We start from the raw sequence: 25622 nt of genomic DNA, 5'->3' as shown, positions 1-25622 counted from the left end.
GGCCGTTCGCCTCAGAAAAGAATCCCCGAGCCGCGCCGGGGAGTCGTTGGCGCTCAGTCCACGAATGCCTTGGCTGTGACTCGACATGGGCCCGGGCACGACGGCTTCATCCACCTGCCGGCCCCGTGATCCAGCTGAGTAGGATTCCCCGCGCCCCACCCCGAAGGGTGAGGCACAGGGCAGGGCTTCGGGCAGCGAGGGTCATATGAGAACCGGGATCGGGGACTTCGTCCGCGCGGGAGTGTGCCTGCTGCTGGCAGTCGTGCTGCTCGGGGCGGCCTGGCCACTGTGGCAGACCGCGCAACAGGCACGACAGGACGACGTCGACTTCTCAAAGGTGGCCATCGTCGAGAACGGCCATCGCACCGGCCAGTTGAAGGTGTGCGGCGGAGACCTCAACCGCAAGCCGTACTGCCTGCAGCGCGAACGCGTCACCGTGCGGGACTCCGCCTACACGCTCAAACGCTCCAGGACCAAGTACACCCTGGAACTGACCCGGGCCGACCACCGCCGCACGATGGAACTCACCTACAGCGACACCCGCTCCCACGACGAACGGGACTCGGTGTACGGGCGGACACAGGCCGGAGAGCCGGTGACGCTGTTCTGGTGGCGCGGCTCGGTACGCATGATCCAGGCCGGGAAAGACAGCGGCGACGACAGGTCCGTCGTACACACCAGCCACTACCCGGGACGGCTCTTCACCACGCCCGCGGCCCTGACCTCCGTCCTGTGGGGGCTCGGACTCGGGCCTCTGTGGGCGGCGATGTGGCTGCTGCTGCGCGGTCGGCGCAACCCGCTGACGATGGCGTGGCAGTGGCTCGCACCCGTAATCGCCCTGGCCACCGCGGGCGGCGTCGGGGCATTGGCGGCATTGATCGAACCCCGGCCCCGAGCGGTGGTGCTGAACTTCGCGGTGGCGGCCGTGGCCCTCCTGGTACCCGCTCTGCTCTGGCTGCGCTGGTGGACGCGGACCCGACTGCCGCGCAAGTGCGACGTGGAGCCGGTTCAGCCGGTCGAAGTGCACCCGGTGGACGGCGATGTCTCCGGGACCGGCCCATGGAAACTCGGCATCAGGGGCCCGCTGTACGTAGGACCGGACGTCATCGGCACGACCCCCGACCCGGCCGCGAAGGTGGCACTGAAACCGCTGCCGGGCCCGCTGCGGGTGATCACCGTACGTCCGCCGTACCGCAGCGACCCGCGCACAGTACGCCGGTACTCGATCCAGCCCTACCGGGACGAAGAAGCACGCGCGCGTAGAGCAGAGCAGCAGCGCTGGTACACACCCCGCGCGCAGCAGACCGAGCCGACCCACCCCCTGGTCGCAGTCTGCGAGGTCCTCGACGGCCCGGGCCGCGGCTCAGAGGTACTGATAGGCGCACCTGAACAGGACATGCCGGAGGTATTGGGCGCCATCGCAGCCCATGCGCGACGGTGGCAGTGAGCCGGGCGGCGCCTGCCGCGAGCCACTCGGACAGGTCACCGTCACGCGTAAGGGAGTTGGACTTCGGGGGCCGCACAACCATGAAGTCACAAATCAATCACCTGTAGTTCATATTTCCTTCACATACCTCGCCGACGTAATAGCCTCCTCCCACCTGTAACACCTCAGGGGGGACAATATGACCAACGCGTACACAACGCCGCCCGCGCCGCGCCCGGTTGACGCCCGCCCTCTGCGTAGGCGCAAGCGGGTGTGGCTGGGCGGATCAGGTCTGCTTCTCACCGGTGCGCTCATAGTGGGCGCCGGGAAGGGCGATCAGCAGCCCGTCGCCGCCGAGGCCAAGCCCGCGCAAACTGTCACCGCCACCGTGACCGCCACGCCGGAGCCCGCGCCGACCGTCACGGAGACCATCAGGGCCAAGGCGAAGCCGCGCCCCACGGTCACCGTCACCAAGACCGCCCGGGCTGCAGCCGACACCGGCAGCGACACCGGCAGCGATACGGGCAGTGGAAGCGGCAGCCAGGACACCACCGGCACCTGCTCGATCGTCTCCAACGCGGGCAACTGCTACTCGGCCGGCCAGTTCTGCCGCAACAGCGATCACGGCGCCGCCACAACCAACGAGGGCGGCACACGCATCAAGTGCGTGTACAGCTCCAACGCCTGGCGCTGGACGTACGCCTGACGACACGTCACTTCATTCTCCGGCGAACCCCGTACCGCGTTCGCTCGCGTTGGCCTGCCACTCGCGGCCGATGGATCGAATCACTGCGGGGTACACCGGTACACCCCGAGGTGGCGGAAGGGTTTGACGGCTGCCATGCAGGCCGCGCCGAGAAGCCCGTTCGGCTTCACCGGGACGGCCGTCTGGCGGCGGTAGCCGTCGCCGGTGCCGTCCCGGACCCGGCGGAGGTCGCCGGAGAGGCGGTCCCGCAGCGCCCGTGCCGTTCGGCGCAACGAGGACGTCGCCGTGCGTCTGCGGCGTGTCGACGACCCGCGTATGGACTCGCTCTGCGTCGCCGGTGCACGCGGCCGATACGAGGTCTTCTGCTGTCAGCCAAGACCTCACGCCCCGCGTGGATGGGCGGCAGAATCGTCGTATGCAGCAGCCGGTCTTCGTTCTCGTACACAGTCCGTCCGTGGGTCCCTCGACCTGGCACCCCGTGGCCGAGCGCCTCAAGGCGAGAGGTCACCAGGTGCGGGTGCCGTCACTCCTGCACATCGGCTCCGGTGCCCCGCCCTTCTGGCCCCGCGTCGTCAGCGCGGTCCGCGACGACCTCCGGAAGGTTCCGGCCGGCAGCCCCGTCACGTTGGTGGCACACAGCAACGCCGGCTTGTTCCTCCCCGTGATCCGCGCGGCGCTCGACCATCCGGTGACCGGATCGATCTTCGTCGATGCCGCGCTGCCGGCCCGAATCGGACCAACTCCCGTCGCACCACCGGAGTTGCTGGAGTTCCTCACCCCCATGGCCGTGAACGGCAGACTCCCGCGCTGGACCGACTGGTGGGACGAGGCCGACGTGGCACCCATGTTCTCCGATCCGGCGGTGCGCCAGACCGTCGTCGAGGAACAGCCCACTCTGCCGCTGTCCTACTACGAGCAGCACATCCCGGTCCCGGACGGGTGGGACGACCACCCGTGTTCCTACCTGCTCTTCGCCCCGCAGTACGAGGATGCCGCCGCCGAGGCGCGCGAACGCGGCCTGCGCGTGGCACACCTGCCGGGTGAACACCTCCACCAGATCATCGACCCCGAAGCCACGGCACAGCACCTCATCGAGCTCGCCCGCACACCTTGATGCGCCGGCCGCCTCACCCGGACCGCACGCCAAATGGTTCCGTTCCCGTGCGAGACTCGGGGTATGGCAGGTACAGGGGAGTTCGAGCCGGAGTCGGAGCGGGTCACGCGGCAGCTCCGGGACGACATTCTCGATGGTGTGCGCAAACCCGGCAGCAAGCTCGTCGAGCGCGAGCTGGCGGCGCAGATAGGGGTGAGCCGCGTACCCGTTCGCGATGCCCTGCGCGTGCTCGTCGCCGAGGGCCTGGTCACTCCGCGACCGCGGACGTGGGCGGTCGTAAGGGAGTTCACACCTACGGACATCGCCGATCTGAACGAGGTCCGCGAGGCCCTTGAGGTGATGACCTTCCGTCTCGCCGCTCAGCGGGGTGACCGCGTCGGCCTCGGGCGGCTCCGCTCGAACCTCGACGAGGAACTCGCGGCCGCCAGGGCGGGCGACGCGGTCCGCGCCCGACGCGCGGCAGCCGACTTCCACGAGACGGTGACGTCGATGGCGGCCAACGAGTTGCTGAGCGAACTCGAAGGTACGTTGCGCAGCCGGATGCGGTGGCTGCTGGGCCGGCACGACGACCTCCTCGCGATGGCGCTGGAGCACGAGGCCCTCTACGCCGCTGTCGCGGACCGCGATGTGGCACTCGTCGAGGAGCTCGTCGTCGAGCACCTGGAGAACAGCCGCCGCGCCATCGCCGACAAGCGCCGCTGACCGCAGCTGCTGGTCCGGGTCCAGGGGTCAGGTCCAGGTCCAGGTCCAGGTCAGCGGCCGGTACTCCGTGGTGTGCCGCGGCCCGGCCACTGCGAGGACGTGCGGGTGGGGGTCGCACGGTGATGTCGCCGCCGCGGGACTGTCCGGCGAGCTGGACGCGTAGGGTGGCGGGGGTGTCCGGGCCGGACACCGACCGGATGTCGATCCGAGGCAAGTCGGCTGTCAGGGCCGCGAGTTCGCCGAAGGTGCGGGCGGACAACGCACCGTCCAAACGCTCGTCCCGCTCCTCCGCGGTGATCCGACCGTCCCCCGCGGCCACCTGGAGGATCTCCACCATCTGGTCCCGGTCTCGCCCCGTTGTGCGCAGTTCGGGCCTTGTGCCGTGCCCGGAGGAGTCACCTGCCGGCCTGAGTTCACCCGTCACGCCCGCATTCCGGTCGACGATCACGGAGTCCGGCAACGTCGGTGATCGCGCAGGCGCGAGACGCGCATCAGCCCTCCCCTGGCGGCCCTGATCGACGTCAGGGCATGGGGAGGGCTGATGCGCCGGGTTCGACCGCAGGCGCGACCCGAGGGCTCGGATCAGCGCCGTACCAGCGCCAGTTGGTCGGCGACGACCACTCCGTCGTGCAGGACCGTGCGATCCGTGCCGCGGTCCATCACCGCGCTCGACGGTGTCTCGCCGTCGACAAGGAGCAGGTCGGCACGGTCACCCACCGCAAGGCCGGGACGGTCGCCGATCCCTCCGAGGCGGGCGACGTCGTGGCTCATGATCGACGCCCCGCCCATCGTCGCGACCGCCAGGGACATCTCGATCAGCTCGTCACGGCGGAAGTTGTTGGTGAAGGCCAGCTGCCAGGTGCGGTCGAGCATGTCGCAGTTGCCGTACGGGCTCCAGTAGTCGCGCTGGCCGTCCTCGCCCAGGCCCACGCGGACGCCCGCCTCCGTCAGGTCCACCAGCGACAGCTGCCCGCGGGCCGAAGGCGCCACGGTGGCCATCGCGATGTCGAGCTCGGCGAATTCGTCGATGATCCGGCGGCTCACCGACTCGGAGACCGAGCCCAGTTCATAGGCGTGGGACATCGTGACCTTGCCCTGCATGCCCAGTGCCCGCGTGCGCTCAAGAATCAGATCGGTGGAGAACACGCCCAGCTCGCCGGGCTCGTGCAGGTGGATGTCCACCTCGACCTGGTACTTCTCGGCGAGCCCGAACACGACGTCCAGGTGCCCCTTGGGATCCCGGTCCAGGGTGCAGGGATCGATGCCGCCCATCACGTCGGCGCCCGCCTTCAGCGAGGCCTCCAGGTATTCGGCGGTGCCCTTCTCGCGGAGGATGCCCGCCTGCGGGAACGTCATGATCTGGACCTCGGCCTGACCGGCGAACTTCTCCTTCGCGGCCACCACCGCCTCGAACTTCTCGAGCTTGCAGTCCACGTCGACCTGGGCGTACGACCGCACGCGGGTGGTGCCGCGCGCGATCATCCGCTCCAGGGTGCCGGCCACCCGCTCCACGAGGGGAACCTCCGCGGAACGCCAGTTCTCCCGGTCGTTCATGGTCATCGTCCACACTCCGGGCCCGCCGGTGTGCGGCCGGAACGGCAGGCCGATCCGGGTCGAGTCCAGGTGCACGTGAACGTCGCTGAACGACGGCAGCAGCAGTCGGCCGCGGCCCTCCACCACTTCGCCGGACGGCTGTGCGGCCGGGTCGTGCGGGCGGATCGCCGCGATGCGGTCGCCGGACAGGACGACGTCGCTGCGCTCGCCACCCCACGGACGGACGTCACGGATCAACACTGCTGTCACCTTTCTGCTGTGCCTTGTTGTGCTCGGTTGCGCGGTACTGCTGTTCGTGTGGACAGGGATCGGGTTACCGGGTCGTCGTGGCCAGCATCTCGGCCGCGACGTCGGCGTGGTGGCAGGCGATGTCGCCGCTCGGCACGCTCTCCGTGCACAACTGGCGCCGCTGCGGGTCCAGTTGCGTGTGCACGGGGCACCGGGACTGGAACACGCAGCCGCGCGGCGGGTCGGCCGGGCTGGGCAGATCGCCCTTCAGCCGGATCCGCCCGCTCCGGTCCGCCGCAGGGTCGGGCTGGGGCACGGCGGACAGCAGGGCCCGCGTGTAGGGATGTTCCGGAGCTCCGAAAACCCGTGAGGTGTCGCCGTATTCCATGATCTTGCCGAGGTACATCACCGCGATGCGGTCGGCGAAGTGCTGGACCACGGACAGGTCGTGGGCGATGAAGAGGTAGGCCACCCCGGTGTCCCGCTGGATGTCCTCGAGGAGGTTGATGACCTGTGCCTGGACCGACACGTCCAGTGCGGACACCGGTTCGTCGCAGATGATGAGCTGCGGGTCCAGGGCGAGCGCCCGGGCTATGCCCACGCGCTGTTTCTGGCCGCCGGAGAACTCGTGCGGGAAGCGGTTGTAGTGGTCGGGGCGCAGCCCCACCCGGTCCATCAGGTCCCGCACCTTGGCCTTGACGCCGCCGGCCGGCGTGATCCGCTGGGCGAGGAGCGGTGCGGCGATCGCGCTGCCCACGGACTGGCGGGGGTTGAGCGACGACGACGGGTTCTGGAACACCATCTGCACCCGGCGCCGGTACTCCTGCAGTTCCGACGAACGCAGCTCGGCGATCTCCCGGCCGTCGAGCCGGACGCTCCCGGAGGTCGGCTCGAGGAGGCGCATGAGCAGACGGCCGGTGGTCGACTTTCCGCAGCCGGACTCCCCCACCAGGCCGAGGGTCTGTCCGGCGTCGACGGAGAAGCTGACGCCGTCCACGGCCTTGATCGCACCGCCGCCGGGCCTGAAGCCACGGGAGCGGGTCGGGAAGTGCTTGGTCAGGTCGGTGACCTCCAGCAGCGGCGTCATCGGGCCACCTCTCCGGTCGGTTGCAGCGTCTCGAGGTGGCACCGCGACGGGTGCCCGTCGAGGCCGGTCAGTGTCGGGCGGCGCGTACCGCAGGCGTCGTCGGGCACCAGGTGTGTCTTCGGGCAGCGGTCGGCGAAGAGGCAGCCCTCGGGCAGCGCCAACAGCGACGGCGGGAAGCCCGGGATGGGGTTGAGCCGTTCGGACCGCTGCGCCAGTGACGGCATCGAGGCCAGCAGTCCCTGGGTGTAGGGGTGTCGCGGGTCCTTGAAGAGGTTTCGCGACGGTCGCCTGCTCCACGCACTCGCCGCCGTACATCACCACGACCTGGTGACATACCTCGGCGACCACGCCGAGGTCGTGGGTCACCAGGATCACGGAGGTCCCGGTCTCGTCCTGCAGCTCGTTGAGCAGGTCGAGGATCTGGGCCTGAACGGTGACGTCGAGGGCGGTGGTGGGTTCGTCGGCGATCAGCAGCTCGGGTTCGCAGACGAGCGCCATGGCGATCATCGCGCGCTGGCGCATGCCGCCGGAGAACTCGTGCGGGTACGCCGAGTAGCGGCGCTTGGGGTCGGGGATCCCGACGCGGCCGAGCATGTCGACGGCGACCTGTGCCGCGGTCTTCTTGGAGACGACGTTGTGCACCCGGTAGGCCTCGGCGATCTGGGCGCCGACGGGGTAGAAGGGGTGCATGGCCGACAGCGGGTCCTGGAAGATCATTGCGATCTTCTTGCCGCGGTAGGCGCGCATCTGTGTCTCGGTGAGCGTGTTGAGATCCTGGCCGTCGAGGAGGATCTGTCCGGTGACGGCGGCCGTGGTGCCCTTGAGCAGGCCCATCAGCGCCTGGCTCGTGACGGTCTTGCCGGAGCCGGATTCGCCGACGATTCCGACGGTCTCCCCGCGCGCCAGGGTCAGGTCCATCCCGTTGACTGCGTGCACCACGCCGTCGTCGGTCGGGAAGCTCACCCGTAGATCGCGGATGGCCAGCATGGGCGCGGCTTCGGGCGTGGTCATCAGGCGACCCTCACTCGCGGGTCGATCACCGCGTAGGCGATGTCGACCAGGACGTTGGCGACAATGATGAAGAACGCGGCCATCATGGTGATGGCCATGGTGACCGGCAGGTCACCGGACTGTGCGGCGTGCACCGCGGTGAATCCGACGCCCGGCACCGAGAAGATCTGCTCGGTGAGTACGGCTCCGCCCAGCAGGCCGCCGATGTCGAGGCCGAGCATGGTGACCACCGGGGTGATGCCGGCCCGCGCGCCGTGCTTGAACACGATGTTCCGCCGGGACAGTCCCTTCGCGCGGGCGGTGCGCATGAAGTCCTCGCCGAAGGTCTCCAGCATGTTGCTGCGGGTGACCCGGATGTACTGCGCGCTGAACAGCACGGCCAGCGCCACCCACGGCAGCAGGTAGTTCAGGAGCCAGCCTCCGGGACCCGCCGCGCCGAACGGCGAGGTTATCTCGTTGGTGGTGAACGGCAACAGGTCCAGCGTGCTGACGAACAGGAGCAGCAGCAACAGGCCCGTCACCGGAATGGGCAGCGATACGCCGACGGAGGCGCCGCCGACGATCAGCTTGTCGGCGAACCGGCCCTTGCGGAGCGCCGCGAGCAGGCCGAGGCCGACACCGGCGATGGTCCACAGCACGATCGCACCGCTGGCCACCGACAGTGTGTACGGCAGGGCGCGGCCGATGATCGTGGTGACGTCCTCGTTGGTCTGGAACGACTTGCCCAGGCACGGCCAGTTGCACAGGGTCTCGGCGCCGGGCGCGCCGACGGTGTGGCTGCTCACCAGCCCCGACATGTAGGTGAAGTACTGGGTGAGGAACGGCTTGTCCATCCCGAGCGCGATCCGGGCCTCGGCGATGCGCTGCGGTGTGCACTCCTGACCGCAGGCCGCCGCGGCCGGGTCCGCCGGGCCGAGCTGGAACAGACTGAACGTCACGAAGCTGATGACAAACAAGAGCACGATCATCGCGACGAAGCGCCGCATCAGGAAACTGGTCATGGGTGCGACCTGCCGGCTCGGGATGAACTCACCGTTCAATTACCTCTCTTGTGCAGCGTGCGTCAGTGCTCGGCGCCGACGACCGACAGGTCTATGGCGCCGAAGAAGTAACCCATCTGGGCGCCTCGGACCTTGGAGCCGACCACGCTGCTGGTGTAGCTGCGCACCAGCGGGACGAGCGGGTAGGCCTGCATGGTCCGGTCGAAGAGGGTGGCCCACTTCTTGCCCAGTTCCTCACTGGTCCCGTTGGTGCCGCGGAGCTTGTACATGTCGCGGGAGATCTTCGGGTCGTGGAAACGCGGGATGTTGGAGAAGCCGTAGGTCTTGCCGTCCAGGCTCGGCCCCACGTTCGGGTCGACGGTGGTGCGCACCGAACCGCTGTCCGCGCCGCCGCACCAGCCGCTGCGGGCGATGTCCGGCATCTGGTCACCGGCCAGCACGGTGTAGTAGTTGGCGGCCGGGATCGGGCGCAGCTGCAGGTCGATGCCGAGCTTCTTGAAGTTCTGCTGGAGCACGGTGCCGACGTTCTTGTAGCGGGCGTTGGTGTCCGCGTAGCCGTAGACCAGCTTCTTGGGGACCTTCTTGCCCTTCAGGAGCTTCTTGGCCTCGTCCAGCTTCGGTTTGCCCGCGGGGTCCAGGTCGGTGTGCTGTGCGACGTAACCGCGCTGGGCGGGGTTGATGTACGACTGGGCCACCTTGCCGAAGCGTGCGCCGCCGTACTGGACCTGGATGGAGCCGCGGTCGATGGAGAGTGCCATCGCCTTGCGGACGTCGGGGTCCTGGATGGTCTCGGTGTTGAAGTTCAGCACGTCCGTGCAGCCCAGCAGACCGGCCGCGGTGCGCTTCTTGACCTTGGGGTCGTTGAGCTTGGCCGCGTCGGACGCCTGCAGTCCGCCGTTGCTGTCCAGCGTGATCGCCGTCGGGTCCGAGTCGGCGAGCAGCTGCTGGCTGATGGTGGCCTGGGCCGTGGACAGCGTGAAGGTGAACGTGTCAGGCAGTGCAGGCCTGTTGGGGTCGGCGGCCGGGTCCCACTGGTCGTTGCGCACCAGCTTCATCGAGCGTCCGCGGTCGTACGACTTGATCTTGTACGGGCCCGAGGAGACCGGGTGGTTGGTGTAGTCGAGCTTGGTGTCCTTGTCCTTCGGCACCGGCGCCGTGTTCGACCGCGACACCAGCGCGGGGAACTCGGCGAACGGCTGCTTGAGGTGGAAGACGATGGTGCGGTCGTCCGGGGTGTCGATCGCCTTGAAGTCGCCGCCGGCGTAGGGGCCCTTGTAACCGTCGTCGGCCAGGGCCGAGTTCAGCTCCTGCGGTGCCTGGGTGTAGACGTCGCGGGCGTAGGTGCGCTCGACGCCGTACTTGATGGCCTTGCTCGTGATCGGTGTGCCGTCCTCGAACTTCAGACCCTTCTTGAGGGTGTAGGTCCAGGTGAGGCCGTCGGCGGAGGCCTTGCCCAGGTCGGTGGCCAGATCCGGCACGATGGTCGGCGGCCGGCCGGCGGTCTCCTTGGCCATGGTCAGGGTGCGGTAGTAGAGCTGCCCGACGTTGGCGGTCTGGACGTAGTTGCTGTTGCCGGGGTCCAGGGTCTGGAAGTCCGAGGACATCAGGACGTTGATGTTCCCGCCCTTGGTGGCGTAGCCCTTCCCGACGGTCACCGGCGCGTAGGCGTCCGTATCGGCGCCGGCCTTGTCACCGGGTGTGGGCTTGGGGCCGCCACAGGCGGTGAGGGCCAGCCCGGCAGTCACCGTCAGGGCGAGCGCCGCCTTGGTGCTTCTGTTCACTGCATCTCCTTGCGGACGGGAATGGGATGGCGCACGTCGTGGGCCGATCCGAGGTGGAGCAAAGGATGAGAGGTGGAGCACGGGCTCAGAGGTGGGGAGGTGGTGGATCAGCCTCGGGAGGACTTGGGGTCGAGGGCGTCCCGGACCGCGTCGCCGAGCAGGTTGAAGGCGAGCACGGTGATCACCAGTGCGCCGGCCGGGACGGCCAGGAACCACGGGTCGGAGAGGTACCAGTTCCCCGACTGGGCCGCGTTGAGCATCTGGCCCCAGGAGGGCGTGGGGTCCTTGACCCCGACGCCGAGGAACGAGAGGGCCGCTTCCGCGGTGATGTTGGTGGGGATCATCATGGTCGCGTAGACCAGCACGACCCCCATGACGTTCGGGATGATCTGCCGGAAGATGATGCTCCGGTGGGAGGCACCGTAGGCCTGCGCGGCCTCGACGAACTCCTGTTGCCGGATCGAGAGCACCTGGCCACGCACGACTCTCGCCAGGTACGCCCAGCCGAAGAAGCCGAGGATGATCACCAGTGAGGCGATCGGCACCAGGCTGCCCGAGTCGAGGGAGGTGCCCCGTAGCCGGGACTGGAGGATCGGGGTCAGCGACAGGACGAGCAGCAGGTGCGGGAAGGCCAGGAACAGGTCCATCACGCGGCTGATCACCATGTCGACCTTGCCGCCGAAGTATCCGGCCGCCGCGCCGAGCACGGTGCCGAGGACCACCGACACCACCGTCGACAGCAGCGCGATGGTGAGAGAGATCCTCGCGCCGTAGGCCATGCGGGCGAAGATGTCGCGCCCGAGCCCCGGTTCGAGACCGAGCCAGTGCTCGCCGGACGGGAAGCGGTAGTACGAGAGCGGCAGGCCCGGTGTGTCGAAGTTGTCGAGGAATTCGGGCCCGGTCCGGGAGGTGAACGGGTCGGAGCCCTCGATGGCCACCAACACCGGAGCCAGGACGGCGAACAGCACCATCAGGGCCACGACGATCAGCGCGGCGACGGCGATCCGGCTGCGCCGAATGCGAAGCCATGCCGTGCCGAGCAGCGATCGCGCGGTGGCGATCTCGGCGGTCGGCTCGCGCTCGGTTGGTGCGGCCTCGGACTCCGGTGAAGGCAGGGTGGCCACCTGCCCTTCGGAGGGCTCCGGCGCGCTGGCGCGGCGCGTCCGACTCGTCGACTCATGCGGATCCGGCACGTCGATCCTTCGGTGCTCTGGGGTGTGGGTGGCCGGAACGGTATACCAAGAATCACGGTTTCCACCAGGGTGATGTGACATCCGGTGCATCACCGCTGGACAGACCACAAATCAGTCTTACTTCCCTAGTCATCGCCGGGTTATGGTCATGCGGAGCACGGCGCGGGCCCGGCGCCGGTAGCCCCCGCGATGGTGCGGCGCAGCCACCCGCACCCCGGGACCTCGGTGGCTGATTCGCCTACTTGGTGTACCAAATCTGAGAGGGATGTCGATGAGAACCTTGGTGACCGCTTCCTGGGTGATCGCCCACGACGGAAGCTCGCACGTGGAGATCGCCGACGGAGCCGTGCTGATCGACGGCGACACGATCGTCGACGTGGGGCCGCGCACCGAACTCGCCCGCCACCAGGCCGACGAACACATCGACCTCGGTGACGCGGTGATCACTCCCGGCCTCATCGACCTCGACGCGCTCACCGACATCGACCACCTGATCCTGGACTCCTGGGCGTCCCCGAACCTGTCCTCTGGCTTCACCTGGTCGACGGACTACTTCGCCGCGCCCCGCGCGGTGTTCGACGCAGCGCAACGGCGCACGGTGCGCGAGTACGCGCTGACCCAGCTCGCCCTGCACGGCGTCACCAGCTACATGCCGATCGCCTCCGAGGTGCACAGCGACTGGGCCGAGACGTACGAGGGCTTCGTGGCCATGACCGAGGTGTCCACGAAGCTGGGTCTGCGTGCCTTCCTCGGGCCGTCGTTCCGGTCCGGCGTCAACGTGATCGGCGCGGACGGCAAGCGCACAGTGCAGTTCGACGAGGAGGCGGGCCGGCGCGGCCTTGCCGACGCGCTGCGCTTCCTGGACCACACCTCACAACTCGCCGATCCGCTGGTGACCGGGGTCCTGCTCCCCTGCCGGATCGAGACACTCACCCCGGACCTCCTGCGCGACGTCGCCCAGGCCGCACGCGAACGCGGCGCGCTGGTACGCCTGCACGCCCTGCAGGGCGTGTCCGAGCGCGACTTCATCCAGCACACCTACGGGCGTACGCCACTTCAACTCATCGCCGAATCAGGGCTGTTGTCGGACCGGCTGATCGTTCCGCACGGAGTGGTGCTGGACGTACACCCGGAAGTGCTAGGAGCCGACACCGGAGATGTCGCGGTGCTCGCCGACGCAGGCGTGTCGATCGTGCACTGCCCGCTGACCAACGCCCGGTACGCCCACAACCTGCACACGTTCGGCGGCTACCGGGCGCAGGGAGTGAACCTGTGTCTCGGCACGGACTCCTTCCCGCCGGACCTGATCCGGGGAATCGACGTGGGCACCCAGGTCGCCAAGATCCAGGCCGGTGACCTGGGCCAGGCCCACCTCGCCGGCTACTTCGAAGCGCTCTGGACCGGTGGCGCGACCGCACTGCACCGGCCGGACCTGGGGCGCCTGGCCGCGGGGGCCACCGCCGACCTCGCGGCGTTCGCCCTCGACGACTTCCGCATGGGCGTCACCGAGGATCCGCTGCGCACCCTCGTACTCAACGGCACCGCGCGCGACGCGGTCCTGACGATGGTCGCGGGCAAGGTCGTCATGCGCGACGGCTCGATCCCTGGCGTCGACCTCCCCGCCCTGAGACGAGCCGGTCAGGACCTGTTCGACGTGATGCGCGCGGCGTATCCGGAGCGGGACCACCGCCGTCGCCCGGTGCACGAACTCTTCCCTCCGGTGTTTCCGCGGGGGTAGGGCACCCGGCCTCTCCCCCGAAGATAGTCGCCGGCACGGCACGCCACCCCCTGGTGGGGTGTGGGGATGAACGAAGACGAGGAGGCGGAGCGGGTGATTCTGGTGGGCGCCCGGGCCAGGTGGCGTCCGGTGGGCGCTGACCGCGACGCGATCGTCCACTACGCCGACGGCCACGTGGTCGCGGAAGCCACCCTCGGCTACGGACCACACCACGACCGGCTGTCCGTGGGCACCCTCGACAGCGAAGACCTCCGCATCACGGACGAGTACCGGCTCAAGCCGCCGAACGGTCGGCCCCTGCCGAAGCACACACAGGTGATCGGCCGCGGCCCGGACTTGCACGTCCTGTCGGGCAACGACTGGTACCGACTCGGCCTGGAGGACATCCCTCACGCGACTCCCTGAGAGACTGCACGTCATGACCGCCACACGCAGCACAACTGTCGAGATCCCCACTGGGGACGGCACCGCCGACGCCTATCTCGCCCAGCCCGACGACGACGCCGCCCACCCGGCCGTCCTGCTCTACATGGATGCCTTCGGGCTGCGCCCTCATCTGCGGGCGATGGCCGACCGGCTCGCGGCGGCCGGGTACACCGTGCTCGTCCCCAACGTGTTCTACCGCCGCGGCCGGGCGCCGGTCGTGGCGCTGCCCGACTTCATCACCGACGCCGAGCGGCCGGCGCTGTTCGAGCAGATCGTCCCCCTCATGGGCGACCTGACCGCGGACGCGGTGGCACGCGACTCCGCCGCCTACCTGTCCTGGCTGGCCGACTGCTCCGCGGTGGCCGCCGGACCCGTCGGCGTCACCGGTTACTGCCTGGGCGCCCGCCTGGCCCTGCTCACCGCGGGCAGCCATCCCGAGAGGGTCGCGGCAGCGGCCGGCTTCCACGGCGCGGGTCTGGCCACCGACGACTCCACGAGCCCTCACCTTCTCGCCGGCCGGATCACCGCGGAGCTCTGCTTCGGTCACGCCGACCAGGACCCTTCCATGCCGCCCGAGCAGATCGAACGCCTCGACAAGGCGCTCTCCGCGGCGGGCGTCCGCCACCACTCCGAGGTCTACACGGGCGCCCATCACGGCTTCACCATGGCGGACACCAACCGCTTCGACGCCGAGGCCGCGGAACGGCACTGGGTCGCGCTCCTCGACCTGCTGGGCCGCAACCTCTGATTCCGCGGCGGGCAGCTGGGCCCTTCAGGCCGCGACCGTCCTGCGCGTGACCTCGGCGAGTTCGGCGCGCAGCGCCGCGAAGCGGGCGTCTCCGCGCAGTGCGGCCACGTCCGTGGTCGTCTCGCGCGGGAGCGGGACCGTCACCTCGTCGATCACGCGGCCCGGGGCCGCCGCCATGACCAGGACGCGGGAGCCGAGCAGGACGGCCTCCTCGGCGGAGTGCGTGACGAACAGGACGGTTGTTCCCGTGACCGCGGCCAGGGTCCTGACCTCCTCCTGGAGGCGTTCGCGGGTGAGCGCGTCCAGCGCGGCGAACGGCTCGTCCATGAGCAGGATCTGCGGTTCGGTGGCCAGGGCGCGGGCGATGGCCACCCGCTGCTGCTGCCCGCCGGACAGTTCCCAGGTGCGGCGCCCGGCCATGCCGGACAGCCCGACGAGGGACAGCAACTCCTCCACACGGGATGCGCGTTCGGCGCGTACGGTTCCGTTGCGCGCCAGCGCGAACGCGACGTTGCCGCCCACCGTGCGCCATGGGAACAGGCGCGGCTGCTGGAAGACGACGCCCACCTTGCGCCGTACGTCCACGCTCCCGGTGGCGGGCTGCTCGAAGCCCGCCACCAGGCGGAGCAGCGTCGTCTTGCCACATCCGGACGGCCCGACAAGAACCACGAACTCGCCGCGGTCCACGGTCAGGGAAACGTCGGCGACAGCCGTCACCGGAGCCTTCGCCGTGCCGTAGCGGACGCTGACGCCCGCCAGCTCGATGTCGGCGTCGGCGCTCGCCGCCTGCGGGGCCTCACTTGACGACACGGGACAGCTCCTTCACGGCGAGAGACTTCTCGAAGACGGACCGGCCAGGCACCGCGTCGACGGCCTTCTGCGCCTTGAGGAAGACGGCCGCGTCGCGCAGGTTCCCGGCGAGGGCGCCGGGTGCGCCGGGCTTGCCGAGGTAGTCGGCGCCCTGCTGCTCCTCGGCGGTGAGCAGCACCAGTTGGGCGAGCTGCTTCTGCGCGTCCGCGGGCCTGAGGTTCAGTTCGGCGCCGATGGCCGCGGCCGCCTTCGCGGGGTCGCTCTTGGCCAGCTTGACGGCCTGGTCCTCCGCCCTGAGCCAGGCGTCGACGATCTCCGGATGCTTGGCGGCGAACGCGTCGGTGACCACACCCAAGTCGGCTGTCGGCTTGCCCTGTTCGGCGATCTGACGGCTGGTGACGAGGACCTCGCCGCCCTTCGACGCGAGTTCGGTGAGCGTGGGCGTCCACACATACGCGGCGTCGATGTCACCACGCTGCCAGGCGGCGAGCGCGTCCTGCGGCTGGAGGTCGACGAGCGTCACGTCGGACTCCTCGAGTCCGGCCGAGTCCAGTGCCGCGAGGAGGGAGTAATGGGACGTGGACCCGAAGGGCGTCGCGATCTTCTTGCCCTTGAGCGCCTTGACGGACGTGATGCCCTTCCGGGCGACGAGCGCCTCGTTCTCGCCGATCAGGTCGTGAATCCAGAGCACCTTGTACGGGATGTTCAGCGGCGCCGAGAGCCCCTTCGTGACGGGGCTGGAGCCGGCCAGGCCGAGGTCCACCGACCCCGCGATCACCGCCGTGTTGACGTCGGCGCCGGAGTCGAACTTGACCCACTTCACCTCGGCGTCCGGGAGCGCCTTCTCGAGCAGTTTCCGGTTCTTGACCACGAGATCGGCGTTGGGGATCGCCTGGTAGGCGATCCGCACCTGGGTCTTCCCACCCCCGGACGCGGCGCCGTCGCCGCACGCGGTCGCGGTGAGCGCGACCAGGGTGATGGCGGAGGCGAGGAGGAGGGTGCGGCGGGTACGTGCGGGCATCAGGGTTCCTTCGTAGGAGAGCCGGCGAGGCTGACGAGGCCTACGGGGCTGACGGAGAGGGGGAGTTGACGGACTCAGGCCCGGCCGCGCCAGGGCACCGCGAGTCGTTCCGCGCCCTTGAACAGCGCGTCGAGGAGGATCCCGGAGACGCCGATGGCGATGATCCCGGCGATGACGACGTCGGTCTGGTTGAAGCGCTGGGCGTCGCGGATCATGCCGCCGATGCCGGGCACGCCGTTGACCGTCTCGGCGGCGACGACCGAGGTGTACGCGACACCGACGGCGATCCGTACGCCCGTGAGGATCTCGGGGAGTGAGGCGGGCAGCCGTACGGTCAGAAGCAGGGAGACGGGCCCGGCGCCGAGCGCTCGCGCGGCCTCCACCAGGTCGTCCGGCACGCCTCGGACCGCCGCTGCGGTGGCCGCAGCGATGGGCGGCATCGCGGCGATGACGAGCAGCCAGATCTTCGGGGACTCGTCGATGCCGAACCAGATGACCAGGAGCGAGAGGTACGCCAGCGGCGGCAGCGTCCGCAGGAAGGTGACCGCGGGCTCCAGCACCACGGCGAGCGGCTTCACCACACCTATGAGGAGCCCGAGCGGGACGCCGACGAGCGCCGCGTAGCCGGTTCCGACGCCGATCCGCCGCAGGGACACCGCCAGGTGTTCGATGAGGAGGTGGCCGCTGTAGCCGCGTACGCCTTCGTGGACTGTCGACGCCTGCATGAAGGCGTGCCACACATCGCCGGGTGACGGGACGAGGACGCGGGGCCACAGGTCCGCCGCGACCACCGCCTGCCAGGCCGCGAGGAGCATGGTGGACGCGGACGCATCGCGTGACGGGCGGGGACGCGCGCGACGACCCCGTGTCCGGGGCCGTGGAGAACAGACGTGATGACCTCGCGGGCAGGGCCGCGGAGGCAAGAAGGGGGCCGCCAGCGGCGCGCGGGGTTGCGGATGATCAGCAACAGGCCGTGCGGCAACAGGAGTTCACCCGACAGAGCATCCCCGAAACACGCAGCAGATCCACGTGGCGGCGGGAGACGAGGGCGGGGTTCATGGACGCATCCTGACCTGCGCCCGACGCCGACGACAAGCATGATCCACCATACGGACATGATCGTCTCAACATGCGACACCGCCTCATCGGACCGCGCCGCGGCACGCCTGACACACCGCTACCGAACGCACCTGCCACGCCTGACACACCGCTGCCCAACCCACCTGACACACCGGCACCCGGCACACCTGCCGCGTCGTCTTCCATGACCATGACCGCGCGATACCTCATCCGGCCGGCCGGATCAACGCACCAGGGCAATACACCTAGCGCGTCGCCTGGAACGTGCGCCGGTACGCCAACGGCGAGACGCCGATCGCGGCGTGCAGATGCTGTCGCAGTGACGCGGCCGTGGCGAAGCCCACTTCACCGGCGATCCGGTCCACCGGTAGATCGCTGGACTCCAGGAGATGACGCGCCCTCGCAACCCGTTGCTGGGTGAGCCATCGACCGGGGCTCATCCCGGCCTCGTCCCGGAACCGGCGGGCGAACGTCCGCAGACTCATCTGCGCATGGTCAGCGAGCTCCGCCAGCGTCAGCGGCAGGTCGAGGTGGTCGAGTGCCCACTCCCTGGTGGCTGCCGTGCCGGCGGCGGACGCCTCGGGAACGGGCTGCTCGATGTACTGCGCCTGACCCCCTTCGCGCCAGGGCGGCACCACACACTTCCGCGCCACCTGGTTGGCCACCTCGGCGCCGAAGTCCTGTCGCACGACATGGAGGCAGACGTCCACGCCGGCGCCCGCGCCGGCCGAGGTGAGGATGTCGCCGTCCTCGACGAAGAGCACATCGGGGTCGAGCTTCACCTGCGGGAAAAGACGCCGGAATCGGTCGGCCAGGACCCAGTGCGTAGTGGCGCGACGGCCGTCGAGCAGACCGGCCGCCGCGAGGACGAAGGCGCCGGTGCAGATGGACATGATGCGGGTGCCGGGCGGGATGTGCGCGAGAGCGGCGGCCACCGGGCCCGGGAGCACGGTCCCGTTGGGCGGGTACTCGTCGACCGGCGGGATCACCACGGTGTCGGCCTCGGCCAGCGCTTCGGGGCCGTGCTCGACGGTGATCAGGAAGTCGGCGTCCGTGCGCACCGGGCCCCCGTCGACACTGCAGGTGCGGATCTCGTACCGGCCGTCCGCGGCACCGAAGATCCGCTGCGGAATGCCCAGCTCGAACGGGTGCACCCCGTCGAGCGCGAGCACCACGACCCTGTGCACACCGCCAAGACCGCCGACATCACCGACATCACTGCGATCACTGCCACCACTCATGGCACGATCCTATCGAATGGTGGCAGTCATGCCATTTTCTCGGGCGATCGGCCACGGCACGCTGGAGCCGTGAGCACTTCAGAGACCAACGCACCCATCGCATCCACCACGCCCGTCATGCCCGTCACGCCCGCCGCACCCACCATGCGGGCCGTCAGCCAGGACACCCTCGGCGGCCCCGAGGTACTGAAGGAGGTCGAGCGCGAACGCCCGGCACCGGGACTGAGCGAGATCCTTGTCAGGGTCCGTGCCGCAGGCGTCAACCCGACCGACTGGAAGCACCGGGCGCACGGCATCTTCCTCGGCGAACCGCCGTTCGTCCTGGGCTGGGACGTGTCCGGCGTCGTCGAGGAGACGGGTCTCGGTGTGACCCTGTTCAAGCCGGGCGACGAAGTGTTCGGCATGCTGCCCTACCCGCACGGCGCTGGCTCGCACGCCGAGTACGTCACCGCGCCCGCCCGCGCCTTCGCGCACAAGCCGTCCGAGGTCGACCACGTGCAGGCGGGCGCCATTCCGCTCGCCGCTCTGACCGCCTGGCAGGCCCTGGTCGACACCGCCCAGGTGCAGCCGGGGCAGCGCGTCCTGATCCACGCCGCGGCCGGCGGCGTCGGCCATCTCGCCGTGCAGATCGCCAAGGCGCGCGGCGCGTACGTGATCGCCACGGTCAGCGCGGCCAAGCACGACTTCGTGCGCGGTCTGGGCGCCGACGAACTGATCGACTACCGGACGACCGACTTCACCGAGGCGGTCCGCGACGTGGACGTCGTCCTGGACACCATCGGCGGCGACTACCGCACCCGGTCCCTGCCCACGCTGCGCGCGGGCGGTCTGCTGGTCTCCATCCTGCCGACCGGCACCACGGAGCTGGCCGAGGAGGCCGAGCGCCTCGGCGTGCGGGGCGTGGAGATGGTCGTGGAGGCCGATCACGCCGGAATGAACGCGATCGCCGACCTGATCGCCACGGGCAAGCTCCGCGCGACGATCGCCGACACCTTCCCGCTCGCCGAGGCCGCCAAGGCACACGAGCTGGGCGAGACCGGCCGCACGACCGGCAAGCTGGTCCTCGTCGTGCGCTGATCACGTCCGCCCGTTCGTCAGCCCATGGTTGGGTCCCCCTTGATGAGGGCGAACGTGGCGCCGAACGGGTCCTTCACCATGGCCATGCGGCCGACACCGGGCACGTCCATGGGCGGGAAGAGCGTCGTGGCACCGCGCTCGGTGGCGGCCGCGTAGGTCGCGTCGCAGTCCTCGACGCCGAAGTACGGGTGCCACTCGGCGCCGGACCCGGCGTCGAGGTTCTCCTGCTGGAGCTTCATGATGCCGCCGTGGCCCGCCTCGCCCACGTCCGCGGAGCCGGCCGGGGCGACGACGGTGTACTCGGGGCCGCCCCCGCCCGTCGGCATGTCCTGGTACAGCCAGGAGAACACCTGGCGGTAGAAGTCCTTGGCCGCGCCGGCGTCGGTCGTGTAGAGCTCGGTCCAGCACAGGGCGTTGGGCTGCATGACCGTTTCGAGACCCTGGACGTCACCGGGCTGCCAGACCGCGAACTGTGCACCGGCCGGATCGGTGAAGGCGGCCATCCGCCCCGAGGTGAAGACATCACCCGGGGGAACGCGGACCGTGCCTCCGGCCGCCTCCACCGCCTTGGCGACACCGTCCGCGTCGGGGGTGTGGAAGTAGATCGTCCAGGAAGGGGAGGCACCCTCCTCGGTCAGCGGACCGGCGGCGGCCACGTCCTTGCCGTCGAGCTGGAAGAAGCCGTAGCCGCCCCCCTCGGGTCCGGCGGACCGGAAGGTCCAGCCGAACACTCCGCCGTAGAACGCGGCGGCCGCGTCCACATCCGGCACACCGAGGTCGAGCCAGTTCGGCGCGCCCGGTACGTACGTCGTCGAAAGCATGATCACGCCTTTCGTGCACTGACGAATCCCGATGCGAGCCAGCCTGGCAGCCCTCACTGACAATCGCCGCTCAAGGCACGGTCTGCGCAGGTCGCAGGCCGTGTCGGTGCCTGTGCCGGTTACCCGAACTGGCCGGGCTGGTAGTCGCCGGCGGGCTGCTGAACGAGGACGTTCACGCGGTTGTAGGCGTTGATCAGGGCGATGAGGGACACCAGCGCGGTGAGCTGATCCTCGTCGTAGTACTTGGCCGCGTTCGCCCAGGCCTCGTCCGAGACACCGCCACCCGCGTCGGCGATACGGGTGCCCTGCTCGGTCAGCTCCAGGGCGGCGCGCTCGGCATCGTCGAACACCTTCGCCTCGCGCCACGCCGCGACCATGTTGAGGCGCGTCTGGTCCTCCCCGGCCGCTGTGGCGTCCTTGGTGTGCATGTCAGTGCAGAAACTGCAGCCGTTGATCTGGCTGGCGCGGATCTTCACCAGCTCCTGTGTGGCAGCCGGAAGCGTCGAGTCCGTCACCACCTTGGCGCCCGAGTTGATGTGCTTCAGGACCTTGGCCCCGACGTGGTTGGCGAAGAGGTTCAGGCGGGCTTCTTCCATGGCGAGCTCCTAGTTCGTGCCGGTGGTTACATCCCTCTGACGGAGCGGCTCGGCACGATGTGACGAGTCCAGATGTGACGCGCGCCACACAGGCCTTCCGGGCCCGGGCGCCGGCGGCGGGAGCCCCGCCCTCGGCATCCCGTTAGGCAGTCTGCACGTCCGGCCCAGGTATCGCATGACGGGAGCACTGATCACGGGGAGGGAAGGAGGGGAAGAGAGAGCAATGCCGGGCTACGCCGTTCGTCAGCGGATGCCAAGTACCGTCCGGCAGACCGCGCTCGGCCGGATCCCGGTAGCTTGGCCCTATGCCCTCTGCACTTGTTGTCGGTTACTCCCCGGAGGCGATTCCCGGTGTCGATGCGGGAGCCCTTCGCAAGGGTCTTGAGGAGGAGTTGGACCGGTTCGGCGAGCACGGCATCGATGCGGCCATGGCGCTGGTCGTGTTCGACGATTCCGCCGAGTCCGTCCTCGTTGCGGCGCTGACGGAGCGCCCGTGGGACGTGGTGGTCGTCGGCGGCGGGATCCGCAAGGCGGAGCAGCTACTTCCGCTCTTCGAAGAGATCGTGAACCTGATCCGCCTCCATGCGCCCCAGGCCGCGATCGCGTTCAACACGAACGGCGGCGACAGCGTCGATGCGGCACAGCGCCGGCTGTGAGTCCGGCCGGCGCGAGTGCGGAAGCGGGGCGGGCCAGGGCCGCGGGGCAAGGGCCGCAGCGACTAGGAGGCCTTCGGCAGGTTCAGGTCGCGGTTGACGGCGCGGGCCGCGCGCTCGACGGTCGTGACGCCGTTCTCCATCGTGCGATTGTCGTGGGAGAGCACGGCCATCCCGTAGTCGTGACCGCCGCCGGTGAACACGCCGACACTGTGCACACGCCAGCCGTTGGTCGACAGCGGCAGCCAGCCGTTCTTGACGTGAACGGTCGCCGTGCCGGGCGCGCCGGCCGGCGTTCCCCAGCGCTGATCCGGGACGACACGGTTCATCAGCCGCAGGGCATAGGCCCGGGCGCGCTCGCCGAGCACGTGGTTGTCCGAGGTCAGCAGGCGGAGGAGCTTCACCTGGTCGCCGGCCGTGATCTGGGTGCGACCCCACGTACCCTTCGGGCCCGGCACGGTGTCCCGCATCCCGGCCAGGTCGAGGAAGTGCTGGATGCCGGCGTGGCCGAGCTGGTGCCAGAGGGCGTTCGTGGCGGCGTTGTCCGACTTGGTGATCATGGCGGTGGTCAGGTCGACCTCGCGTGAGGTCAGGTGACGGTTCTCGTCGGCGACCTGGCGCAGCAGGGCTCCGAGAATCGTGACCTTGACCACGCTCGCCGAGTCGAAGGCCGTGTCGGCCCGGAACGCGCACGAGGTGTCCGTGGTCCGGTCGTAGAGCGCGAGCGCCGAGGCCTTGCCGTGCCCGTGGAGCGCGGTGGCTATGTCGCGTTCCAGGCGGTCCGCCAGTCCGGGCCGGTGCGACGTGCACGTCACCGGGGAGCCTCCGACACTCGTACCGGCACTGCTCGTACCAGCCGCCGCGCCCGCCTGGGCAGGGGCGGTGGCCGCGAAGGCGGTGAGCGCCGAGCCGGCGGCGAGGGCCGCGGCCAGTCCCTGCTTTGCGCGTCGCGTCAGCGGCATGTGCGTTCCCGGCATGGAGGTTCCGTCCTGCTCTGTGTCTGCGGTCGCATCGGCAGTAGGTGCTCGCCGTCGGCGGCGAGGTCGACGTCCTGCGACACGGTCGGGGCTTCGGCCGATGCACCACACCGGGGCTTCGCGCCCGCCGGTGAGGAGGTCAGTCCGTTGCACTCGGTGTGCAGCGCTTCCTCGCGCGCGCCGGGCGGTCGACCGTCGGATGAGCGACCCAGATCCCGAATGACGGCGACGCTACAGGGACGGAGGAGTCGGCCGGGCGAAGCGTGAGCCGATATGTCGGCTATGGGCGTTTTGGTGGCGTGTGATGTTGTTCATTGCCGGATTTGTCAGGGTGTGGATGGCGCATCACCCCGGCGCGTACCAGGCAGTCGACGCCTCCACGGCAACCGACCTCCTCCGCACCGGGGCCGGCCGCCACGGCGACGTGCCGCAGGAGCTCGAAGCCCGGCTGGTGGACCACCCCCTACGCCCCCATCCGCACGGCGACCAACCGGTACGTACTGGGCGAGCTCCCCGATGACGCCCTCCACGACTACGGGCCCCATCCACATCGGCTCCCACGAACTGGTCCTCATCGACCGGCCCGCGGCCACCCTCACCCTGCTCGTGGCGGTGGACGACCAGAGCGTGGCGTGCGGTGGTCGAACAGGCCGTACGCACAAGGGTGGCTGAACTGGCCGACGCGCGTGGGTGGTTGAACAGGACACCCACGCAGCACCCGTACGAAGACGACACGCACCACCCGGACGAATACGCTTGTCCGCCCTTTCCCGCCCGCATTACCGTGCAGCGGTGGATCTCTTCTCGCGTTCCTGGACGGCATTGCGCACCGCCGTCGCCGAAGTCCCGGACGAGGACTTCGAGCGGCCCTCCGGCTGTACGGGCTGGCTCGTGCGGGATCTCGTGTGCCACCTGGTCATCGGCGCCCAGGACGTCCTGATCACCCTGGTCACGCCGGCGGAATCCGAACCGACCGTGGACGCGGTCACGTACTGGGGCATCGTCGAACCCCCGACCGGCGACGACCCGCTCGACGCGCTGATCCCCCGGCTGGCCGCCGCCTACGGCGAGCCTCGGTGGCTCAAGTTCCACTTCGCCGACGTCGGTTCCGCAGCGGGACGCGCCGCCCAACTCGCCGATCCCGCCGCCCGCGTCAGCACGCGCGACGAGGTCCTGACCGTCGGCGACTTCCTCTCCGCGTACGTCCTCGAATGGACCTTGCACCACCTTGACCTGATCGCCCGCCTGCCGTCCGCCGCCGAGCCGCCCGCCGAGACCCTCGCGGCGGTTCGCGCGACGCTGGAGAAGATCGCCGGGACCACGTTCCCCGCCTCGTTCTCCGACAAGGACGCGCTGCTGGTCGGCACCGGACGCCGCACACCGACCGACGAGGAGAAGGCCGCGCTGGGCGAACTCGCCGCGAGGCTGCCGCTCGTCATCGGCTGAGTGAGAGGTTGCGCGGCGGGCGCGACCGGGTTCGGTGGCGCGCACCACTCCAGGCAGACATGGCCTCGCGCCAACGCGACGTCCGAATGCCGCCAGCGTTCGCTCGCGCGGGCAGCGAGTATCGGTCACACCAAAGGTGCCTGCCTGCGGCCACGCGTCGCACTGTGACGCCTCGGCCGCACCGGGCGGGGCAGCACCTCTGGCCCGCCCCGTTCCGCCGCGCGAGAGACCCCTGCCTTGAACCAACTGAACCGGCACACCGCCGCCCCGGACACACTCTTCAGCGACCACGCGTCGGCCGGGGCACCGCCCCGCATTCCGCACAACCCAACCATCCCGGCACTCAGCGAACTCAACTGGGCCGATCTGTACAGGCAGTTGAACGACGAAGGTGTCGCCGTCACCCCTCCACTACTGTCCCGCGAACAGTGCCAGGAGATCATCGACAGGTTCGAGGAACCCGGACTGTTCCGGTCCACCGTGGTCATGCAGCGCTACCAGTTCGGCCGCGGCACGTACAAGTACTACGCCGACCCCGCCGCCGTACCGCTCGTCCAGACCCTCCGCGAGCGGCTCTACCCGCCGATGGCATGGATGGCCAACCAGTGGGCTCCTCAACTCGGCGAGCGCACCTTCCCCGGCACGCTGGACGAGCTGATCGACGAGTGCGCAGACAACGGTCAGAAGCGCCCCACTCCGCTGATCCTGCAGTACGGCAAGGGCGACTACGCCTGCCTTCACCAGGACATCTACGGCGACATCGTCTTCCCGCTGCAGATCGCCATCATGCTCAACCAGCCCGGCGAGGACTTCACGGGCGGCGAGAACGTGTTCGTCGAGCAACGCCCGCGCTTCCAGTCCCGCGCCATGGTGGTCAAGCCGCAGCTCGGCCAGGGAATGATCTTCCCGGTGCGCCACCGTCCGATCCGCGGCAGGAACGGGTTCCGCCGTCACCCCATGCGGCACGGCACGAACGCCGTCGGGTCCGGACACCGCAACACCCTCGGTCTCATCTTCCACAACGCCCGCTGACCGTCCGCGCCCAGCCCGCCGCCACCCGCGGCGCCCCCCTCACGACAAGGCACCGACCTCCGTCAGCGTGATGTCCGAATCCCGCCAGACATAGCGGCGCATAAGGCGCAGAGTCGCCAGTAGGACATCACCGTACGAGGAGACCTGGAAGGA

Annotated in this window: 25 protein-coding genes and 1 pseudogene; 12 read left to right on the top strand and 14 right to left on the bottom strand. The window is 69.5% G+C overall.

Features of this window, described 5'->3' with window-relative positions; genetic code table 11:
- The first annotated feature begins 205 nt into the window (after nucleotides 1-205).
- Nucleotides 206-1447 carry a hypothetical protein gene (locus tag ACWFR4_RS19730; RefSeq protein ID WP_453653616.1) on the top strand — a complete coding sequence of 414 codons (1242 nt, stop codon included), beginning with the start codon at nucleotides 206-208 and terminating at the stop codon, nucleotides 1445-1447.
- 178 nt (nucleotides 1448-1625) lie between these two features.
- Nucleotides 1626-2132, top strand: coding sequence for a hypothetical protein (locus tag ACWFR4_RS19725; protein ID WP_453468953.1), 507 nt, complete (start codon nucleotides 1626-1628; stop codon nucleotides 2130-2132).
- Nucleotides 2133-2212: 80 nt separating this feature from the next.
- Here ACWFR4_RS19725 and ACWFR4_RS19720 read toward each other — a convergent pair whose 3' ends face one another.
- The gene (locus tag ACWFR4_RS19720) at nucleotides 2213-2404 is read right to left on the bottom strand and encodes a DUF2867 domain-containing protein (protein WP_453653614.1); all 192 of its coding nucleotides are present in this window, start codon (nucleotides 2402-2404) and stop codon (nucleotides 2213-2215) included.
- A 143-nt stretch (nucleotides 2405-2547) separates the two neighbouring features.
- Here ACWFR4_RS19720 and ACWFR4_RS19715 point away from each other — a divergent pair, with 143 nt between their 5' ends.
- Together ACWFR4_RS19715 and ACWFR4_RS19710 are read left to right on the top strand one after the other, a co-directional pair.
- Nucleotides 2548-3246: an alpha/beta hydrolase gene (locus ACWFR4_RS19715; protein WP_453653612.1), complete on the top strand. Its 699-nt coding sequence runs from the start codon at nucleotides 2548-2550 to the stop codon at nucleotides 3244-3246.
- 63 nt (nucleotides 3247-3309) lie between these two features.
- Complete coding sequence (locus ACWFR4_RS19710) at nucleotides 3310-3948, top strand: GntR family transcriptional regulator (RefSeq protein ID WP_453469703.1); 639 nt, start codon at nucleotides 3310-3312, stop codon at nucleotides 3946-3948.
- Between the two features lie 220 nt (nucleotides 3949-4168).
- Here ACWFR4_RS19710 and ACWFR4_RS19705 read toward each other — a convergent pair.
- From ACWFR4_RS19705 to ACWFR4_RS19680, 6 genes and pseudogenes are all read right to left on the bottom strand, one after another.
- Nucleotides 4169-4372, bottom strand: a pseudogene (locus ACWFR4_RS19705) (DUF1707 SHOCT-like domain-containing protein); the annotation flags it as partial.
- Nucleotides 4373-4530: 158 nt separating this feature from the next.
- Nucleotides 4531-5742, bottom strand: coding sequence for an amidohydrolase (locus ACWFR4_RS19700; protein ID WP_453653610.1), 1212 nt, complete (start codon nucleotides 5740-5742; stop codon nucleotides 4531-4533).
- Nucleotides 5743-5815: 73 nt separating this feature from the next.
- Nucleotides 5816-7828 carry an ABC transporter ATP-binding protein gene (locus tag ACWFR4_RS19695; protein ID WP_453653608.1) on the bottom strand — a complete coding sequence of 671 codons (2013 nt, stop codon included), beginning with the start codon at nucleotides 7826-7828 and terminating at the stop codon, nucleotides 5816-5818.
- Nucleotides 7828-8829, bottom strand: coding sequence for an ABC transporter permease (locus tag ACWFR4_RS19690; protein WP_453653606.1), 1002 nt, complete (start codon nucleotides 8827-8829; stop codon nucleotides 7828-7830). The genes ACWFR4_RS19695 and ACWFR4_RS19690 overlap by 1 nt, the downstream gene beginning before the upstream one ends.
- A gap of 62 nt (nucleotides 8830-8891) precedes the next feature.
- Nucleotides 8892-10610, bottom strand: coding sequence for an ABC transporter substrate-binding protein (locus ACWFR4_RS19685; protein ID WP_453653604.1), 1719 nt, complete (start codon nucleotides 10608-10610; stop codon nucleotides 8892-8894).
- Nucleotides 10611-10717: 107 nt separating this feature from the next.
- Nucleotides 10718-11725 carry an ABC transporter permease gene (locus ACWFR4_RS19680; RefSeq protein ID WP_453468751.1) on the bottom strand — a complete coding sequence of 336 codons (1008 nt, stop codon included), beginning with the start codon at nucleotides 11723-11725 and terminating at the stop codon, nucleotides 10718-10720.
- Between the two features lie 349 nt (nucleotides 11726-12074).
- On the opposite strand from ACWFR4_RS19680, the gene ACWFR4_RS19675 reads away from it, so the two are divergent.
- The 3 genes from ACWFR4_RS19675 (at nucleotide 12075) to ACWFR4_RS19665 (ending at nucleotide 14715) form a co-directional block, all read left to right on the top strand.
- Entirely contained in the window at nucleotides 12075-13541 is a 1467-nt protein-coding gene (locus ACWFR4_RS19675; protein WP_453653602.1) for a chlorohydrolase family protein, read from the top strand.
- 66 nt (nucleotides 13542-13607) lie between these two features.
- Complete coding sequence (locus ACWFR4_RS19670; RefSeq protein WP_453653600.1) at nucleotides 13608-13946, top strand: hypothetical protein; 339 nt, start codon at nucleotides 13608-13610, stop codon at nucleotides 13944-13946.
- A gap of 13 nt (nucleotides 13947-13959) precedes the next feature.
- Nucleotides 13960-14715, top strand: coding sequence for a dienelactone hydrolase family protein (locus ACWFR4_RS19665; protein WP_453468747.1), 756 nt, complete (start codon nucleotides 13960-13962; stop codon nucleotides 14713-14715).
- A 24-nt stretch (nucleotides 14716-14739) separates the two neighbouring features.
- Here ACWFR4_RS19665 and ACWFR4_RS19660 read toward each other — a convergent pair whose 3' ends face one another.
- The 4 genes from ACWFR4_RS19660 to ACWFR4_RS19645 form a co-directional block, all read right to left on the bottom strand.
- On the bottom strand, nucleotides 14740-15525 hold the full coding sequence (locus tag ACWFR4_RS19660) for an ABC transporter ATP-binding protein (RefSeq protein ID WP_453653598.1): 786 nt from the start codon (nucleotides 15523-15525) through the stop codon (nucleotides 14740-14742).
- Nucleotides 15512-16546 carry a taurine ABC transporter substrate-binding protein gene (locus ACWFR4_RS19655; RefSeq protein WP_453653596.1) on the bottom strand — a complete coding sequence of 345 codons (1035 nt, stop codon included), beginning with the start codon at nucleotides 16544-16546 and terminating at the stop codon, nucleotides 15512-15514. Before ACWFR4_RS19655 ends, ACWFR4_RS19660 begins: the two co-directional genes overlap by 14 nt.
- A gap of 74 nt (nucleotides 16547-16620) precedes the next feature.
- A complete protein-coding gene (locus ACWFR4_RS19650) occupies nucleotides 16621-17469 on the bottom strand; it encodes an ABC transporter permease (RefSeq protein WP_453653594.1) in 849 nt (282 codons plus the stop codon).
- Between the two features lie 402 nt (nucleotides 17470-17871).
- Nucleotides 17872-18867, bottom strand: a complete 996-nt coding sequence (locus tag ACWFR4_RS19645) for a GlxA family transcriptional regulator (RefSeq protein WP_453653592.1) — start codon at nucleotides 18865-18867, stop codon at nucleotides 17872-17874.
- Nucleotides 18868-18984: 117 nt separating this feature from the next.
- Here ACWFR4_RS19645 and ACWFR4_RS19640 point away from each other — a divergent pair, with 117 nt between their 5' ends.
- Nucleotides 18985-19944, top strand: a complete 960-nt coding sequence (locus ACWFR4_RS19640; RefSeq protein ID WP_453653737.1) for an NADP-dependent oxidoreductase — start codon at nucleotides 18985-18987, stop codon at nucleotides 19942-19944.
- Nucleotides 19945-19961: 17 nt separating this feature from the next.
- Here the strand turns inward: ACWFR4_RS19640 and ACWFR4_RS19635 are convergent, their stop codons facing one another.
- Together ACWFR4_RS19635 and ACWFR4_RS19630 are read right to left on the bottom strand one after the other, a co-directional pair.
- Complete coding sequence (locus ACWFR4_RS19635; protein ID WP_453653590.1) at nucleotides 19962-20765, bottom strand: VOC family protein; 804 nt, start codon at nucleotides 20763-20765, stop codon at nucleotides 19962-19964.
- A 119-nt stretch (nucleotides 20766-20884) separates the two neighbouring features.
- A complete protein-coding gene (locus ACWFR4_RS19630; RefSeq protein WP_453653588.1) occupies nucleotides 20885-21361 on the bottom strand; it encodes a carboxymuconolactone decarboxylase family protein in 477 nt (158 codons plus the stop codon).
- A 305-nt stretch (nucleotides 21362-21666) separates the two neighbouring features.
- Between ACWFR4_RS19630 and ACWFR4_RS19625 the strand changes: the two genes are divergently transcribed.
- Nucleotides 21667-22017 carry a hypothetical protein gene (locus tag ACWFR4_RS19625; RefSeq protein ID WP_453653586.1) on the top strand — a complete coding sequence of 117 codons (351 nt, stop codon included), beginning with the start codon at nucleotides 21667-21669 and terminating at the stop codon, nucleotides 22015-22017.
- Between the two features lie 62 nt (nucleotides 22018-22079).
- Here ACWFR4_RS19625 and ACWFR4_RS19620 read toward each other — a convergent pair whose 3' ends face one another.
- Nucleotides 22080-22976, bottom strand: coding sequence for a serine hydrolase (locus ACWFR4_RS19620; protein WP_453653584.1), 897 nt, complete (start codon nucleotides 22974-22976; stop codon nucleotides 22080-22082).
- A 531-nt stretch (nucleotides 22977-23507) separates the two neighbouring features.
- Between ACWFR4_RS19620 and ACWFR4_RS19615 the strand changes: the two genes are divergently transcribed.
- From ACWFR4_RS19615 to ACWFR4_RS19605, 3 genes are all read left to right on the top strand, one after another.
- The gene (locus ACWFR4_RS19615; protein ID WP_453468731.1) at nucleotides 23508-23663 is read left to right on the top strand and encodes a hypothetical protein; all 156 of its coding nucleotides are present in this window, start codon (nucleotides 23508-23510) and stop codon (nucleotides 23661-23663) included.
- Between the two features lie 120 nt (nucleotides 23664-23783).
- Nucleotides 23784-24437: a maleylpyruvate isomerase N-terminal domain-containing protein gene (locus tag ACWFR4_RS19610; protein ID WP_453653582.1), complete on the top strand. Its 654-nt coding sequence runs from the start codon at nucleotides 23784-23786 to the stop codon at nucleotides 24435-24437.
- Nucleotides 24438-24674: 237 nt separating this feature from the next.
- Nucleotides 24675-25469 carry a 2OG-Fe(II) oxygenase gene (locus tag ACWFR4_RS19605; protein ID WP_453653580.1) on the top strand — a complete coding sequence of 265 codons (795 nt, stop codon included), beginning with the start codon at nucleotides 24675-24677 and terminating at the stop codon, nucleotides 25467-25469.
- Nucleotides 25470-25622: the final 153 nt, after the last annotated feature.

Source organism: Streptomyces sp. NPDC055140, from assembly GCF_053607285.1.
Note: the sequence above shows the minus strand (reverse complement) of the source record. Positions and strands in the feature narration are given on the sequence as shown.